This is a genomic window from Fulvivirga aurantia (assembly GCF_009711475.1).
Taxonomy (GTDB): Bacteria; Bacteroidota; Bacteroidia; order Cytophagales; family Cyclobacteriaceae; genus Fulvivirga; species Fulvivirga aurantia.
The window spans coordinates 1-4,403 of the sequence record NZ_SMMD01000593.1; the positions used below are offsets into that span (position 1 = coordinate 1).

The 4,403-nt window shown below is 39.0% G+C and carries 4 protein-coding genes; 3 read left to right on the top strand and 1 reads right to left on the bottom strand.

What is annotated here, in order from left to right; all coding sequences use genetic code 11:
• Positions 1–18: 18 nt before the first annotated feature.
• Genes E1176_RS05240 through E1176_RS05250 form a run of 3 tightly spaced genes read left to right on the top strand, consistent with a single transcriptional unit; the run spans position 19 to position 3,392 of the window.
• A complete protein-coding gene (locus tag E1176_RS05240) occupies positions 19–1,155 on the top strand; it encodes an amidohydrolase (RefSeq protein WP_155209516.1) in 1,137 nt (378 codons plus the stop codon).
• The gene (gene alr, locus E1176_RS05245; protein WP_155209517.1) at positions 1,155–2,315 is read left to right on the top strand and encodes an alanine racemase; all 1,161 of its coding nucleotides are present in this window, start codon (positions 1,155–1,157) and stop codon (positions 2,313–2,315) included. Before E1176_RS05240 ends, alr begins: the two co-directional genes overlap by 1 nt.
• A 6-nt stretch (positions 2,316–2,321) precedes the next feature.
• Positions 2,322–3,392, top strand: a complete 1,071-nt coding sequence (locus E1176_RS05250; protein ID WP_155209518.1) for an alanine racemase — start codon at positions 2,322–2,324, stop codon at positions 3,390–3,392.
• Here the strand turns inward: E1176_RS05250 and E1176_RS05255 are convergent.
• Positions 3,389–4,225 carry a formate/nitrite transporter family protein gene (locus E1176_RS05255; protein WP_155209519.1) on the bottom strand — a complete coding sequence of 279 codons (837 nt, stop codon included), beginning with the start codon at positions 4,223–4,225 and terminating at the stop codon, positions 3,389–3,391. The genes E1176_RS05250 and E1176_RS05255 overlap by 4 nt on opposite strands.
• Between the last annotated feature and the right edge of the window lie 178 nt (positions 4,226–4,403).

The window sequence follows — 4,403 nt, forward strand, 5'->3', positions numbered from 1 at the left end:
TAAACTTTTAGAATTTATATGACAACAAACAACGATTTGCAACATCTGGTAGAGTTAAGAAGAAAGATCCACAAACAACCGGAAATTTCAGGAGAGGAGAGAGAGACAGCAAAGACAATTGTAGCGTTCGTTAATAAATATAACCCTGACCGGATTATTACTGATATTGGTGGTCAAGGTATTGTGGCTCAGTTTGGAGATAACACTAATGGCCCTGCTATTACCATAAGAGCTGAGCTAGACGCCTTACCTATTCAGGAGCTAAATTCATTTCATTATAAGTCTGAGGTAGATCAAAAAGGTCACCTTTGTGGGCATGACGGTCACATGGTGATGGTGGCAGCGTTAGCAGAATTTCTCGCTGAAGAAAGACCAACTAAGGGGGTTGTAAATTTACTTTTTCAACCGGCCGAGGAAACCGGTCAGGGGGCAAGAGAGATGCTAAATGACCCGAAATTTGATCAGATTAAGCATGATTACTTCTTTGCATTACACAACCTGCCTGGCTATCCTAAAAACAGTATAATCATTAGGGAGAATGTATTTGCCTCAGCTTCTAAGGGAGTGATTATAAATTTAAAAGGCAAAACATCTCATGCGGCAGAGCCTGAAAATGGAAATAGTCCTGCTCAGGCAGTGGCTGAAATAATCCAACAAATAAAAGTGATACCTGACACCATTAAAGGTTTCAGTTTAGTTACAATAGTGCATGCAAAAATAGGCGAGAGAGCATTTGGCACAACTCCTGGCGATGCTGTTGTAATGGCGACCCTTCGTGCTTACAAAGATGATGATCTTAAAACGTTAGACGCTAAAGCCAGAGATCTTTGTGAAAATGTGAGTTCAAAATACAGTTTAGCTTGTGATTTTGAAGAAACAGAGGTTTTTAGCTCAACATTGAATGACCCGGAGTGCGTCAAGTTGATTAAAGATTCAGCTGTCGACAATAATTTAGAACAAAAGGAGCTTGATCAACCTTTTAGATGGAGTGAAGATTTTGGAGAGTTTACTCAAAAGTATAAAGGAGCAATGTTCGGTCTTGGTTCAGGAGAGGAGACACCAGCTTTACACAATCCGGATTATGATTTCCCTGACGATATCATGCAGTCGGGTATTGGTATGTTTAAGTCACTTATCAAAAAAATAGCTTATTAATGCACCATACCTCACAAATTAACCTCAGTAAATCTGCATTACAGAAGAATTATAACTTTCTAAGAAATACAATTCAACCTGAGGTGAAGATTTCTTCAGTCGTGAAAGGAAATGCATACGGGCACGGTATAGAAGAGTTCATTCCTTTGGCTGAGTCATGTGGGTTTAATCATTTTTCAGTCTTCAGTGCTGACGAAGCAAATCGTGTAAAAATGGCCAGCACAAAAAATAGCCCGGTTATGATTATGGGTGACATTAATCCAGGCGATCTGGAATGGGTTATTGATAACGATGTGGATTTCTTTGTCTTTGAGATAGAGCGAGTAGAACAGGCTGCAGAAATAAGTAAGAGAATTAAGAAGAAAGCGCGTATTCATATTGAGTTTGAAACGGGTTTTAACCGAACCGGATTTAATTCTAAAGAACTTGTGCCACTTGTGAAGCTATTACAAGATAATAGGGATCATATATCTGTTGAAGGTGTATGTACACACTTTGCAGGAGCCGAAAGCGTAGCCAATCATGTGAGAGTTCAGAAGCAAATGAAGACTTTCAACAAGCTTTATAAATGGCTTTTAGGGCAAGGTATCGAGCCCAAAATGCGCCACACGGCTTGTTCAGCAGCGGCTATGGTTTACCCAAAAGCTAGAATGGATATGGTACGGGTAGGCATATTGCAATTCGGATTCTGGCCAAGCAAAGAGGTTTTTATTGATTACTTATCCAAAGTAAAAAACCATAAAGACAAAGTTGATCCTTTGAAAAGAGTTGTATCCTGGAGTAGCAGGGTGATGAGCGTTAAAAATGTAAAGACCGGTGAGTTTATAGGCTATGGCACGAGTTTTTTGGCGCAACAAAATATGAAAGTAGCAGCAGTTCCGGTGGGTTATGCCCATGGCTATAGTCGGGTACTCAGCAACCAGGGCCGGGCACTTGTGGGTGGTAGAAGAGTAGGGGTGGTTGGCACCGTAAATATGAACATGCTCATGCTGGACATTACAGATGTGCCCGATGTATCAGTTGGGGATGATGTAGTGCTTATCGGAGGCGAAGATGGATTAGAAATATCAGTCGCTTCTTTCGGTGAGCTCAGTAATCAGCTTAATTATGAGCTGTTGACACGATTACCAATGAATATTCCTAGATATTTAGTAGATTAAATAATAATGGCATTTTTAGAGTTATACAGAGACAGATTAAAACACAATTATAATTACCTCGAAAAGCTTTTTGAGAATCGGGATATAGACTGGGGAGTGGTAACTAAACTTCTATGTGGCTACAAACCCTACCTCAAAGAAGTAATTAACTTAGGAGTTAAAGAAATTCATGATTCGCGTATAAGCAACTTAAAGGCCGTTAAGCAGATTGATCCTGAGGTGCAAACAGTTTACATTAAGCCTCCGGCAAAAAGAAGCATTAAAAATCTCATTAAATATGCTGATGTAAGCTTCAATACTTCGTTTGAAACGATTAAGCTACTATCTGACGAAGCCGGAAAACAAAATAAAAAGCATAAAATCATCATCATGATCGAAATGGGCGACCTTAGAGAAGGTGTGCTTGGTGAAAACGTGATAGAATTTTATGCCAAGGTATTTGAGCTACCAAATTTAGAAGTGATTGGTCTTGGCACAAACCTGAATTGCCTGCACGGTGTAATGCCATCACAGGATAAACTCATACAATTAAGTTTATATGAGCAAGTAATAGAAGCCAAGTTTGATCGTAAAATTCCTTGGGTTTCAGGAGGTACATCTGTCACCATTCCTCTTTTACTTAAAAATATGAGACCATTAGGTATAAACCACTTTAGAGTAGGAGAGATCCTTTATTTTGGCCTCAACCTATTTACAATGAAAACGGTAAAAGGCATGAAAGACAATGTGTTTAAGCTATATGCTGAAATCATTGAGCTTTACGAAAAACCAAAAGTACCTGTTGGGGAACTTGCCGAAAATCCTTCAGGAGATGTGCTGGAGATTAATGAAGACGATTATGGTAAAACATCATATAGAGCCATCATTGATATCGGATTATTAGACATCTCACCTGAGTTTCTCATACCAGACGATAGTAAAATTGAAATTACCGGAGCAAGTAGCGATATGTTGGTTATCGACCTGGGTAATACACGAAGAAACTATAAAGTAGGTGATCTTGTGTCTTTTAAACTTCGCTACATGGGTGCTTTAAGTATTCTTAACTCAGACTATATAGAGAAAAAGATCGTTTAAGAATTGTCTTTGCGGCTAAAACGAATGGTGCCATATTTAATGAGAGACACGAAAATTGCTCCTCCTATTATGTTGCCAATTGTCGCCCACCATTGGAAGTAGGTATAGGTGAGAAAGCTTGTGCCTCCTTGTAAGACATCAGCAAATACCTCAATAGATCCTACAATTGAGTGATGTAAGCCGCCCATACCTATAAGTGTGGTAATAATATAGACTATTAGAATACGGCTAACGGTCTCTTGTGCAGATGTCACCAGCCATGATAAAAGCCCCATGAGCCAACCTGCAAGTATACTACTGCCGAGAATGATGTACCATTGATATTTTACCAGCTTATGGGCAATTTCATGAATGGCTTCTACACTTATTATTTCCATGGCAGGCCCCAGAGAAGATATGAAAGCTCCTATTATATAACCACCCAGTAAGTTACCACCATAGATCACTCCCCATACTCTTAATAAACTTTTAAATGAAGCATTTGCATCAAGAACGGGGATAACAGCCAGGGTGGTGTGCTCTGTGAATAATTCTGAACGACCAATAACAACAAATATGAAACCTATTGGATAAGAAAAGGCTAGTATAACATGTAAGGCAGACTCACTTACCTGCCCTTTAAATAAAGTATACATTACACCAACCAGGAGTAAGGTAAAACCGACCTCCAAACCAGCCGATAAAGCCGAAAAGAACAAACCTTCGCTGCATCGCTTATGTTCTGCCATACCAGCTTCTATTTGCCCCTGAAAAATATCACTTGCCGATTTTGGCTCGTTGCTCACATCAGCTACTTTCTGTGGCTTTGGTTTGAAGAATTTCAGAATATTCATACCGCTATAAGGCTTTAAACACCAAAATGTTCAAGATTAATGTTTGTAGATCATTCTCTACATTCTTCTTTGTGATTACCCGATTAATTGGTTTAAATGAATTTTAAAGCACGTTATAGGCAAAAGTGGCTTTCCGTATAGTTTTTGCCCTTTTTATATAAAAACTATAGACATGAGT

Excerpts from the sequence above, each read along its gene's own strand:
- E1176_RS05240 (WP_155209516.1), top strand. The coding sequence starts at position 19 with ATGACAACAAACAACGATTTGCAACATCTGGTAGAGTTAAGAAGAAAG.
- alr (WP_155209517.1), top strand. The coding sequence starts at position 1,155 with ATGCACCATACCTCACAAATTAACCTCAGTAAATCTGCATTACAGAAG.
- E1176_RS05250 (WP_155209518.1), top strand. The coding sequence starts at position 2,322 with ATGGCATTTTTAGAGTTATACAGAGACAGATTAAAACACAATTATAAT.
- E1176_RS05255 (WP_155209519.1), bottom strand. The coding sequence starts at position 4,225 with ATGAATATTCTGAAATTCTTCAAACCAAAGCCACAGAAAGTAGCTGAT.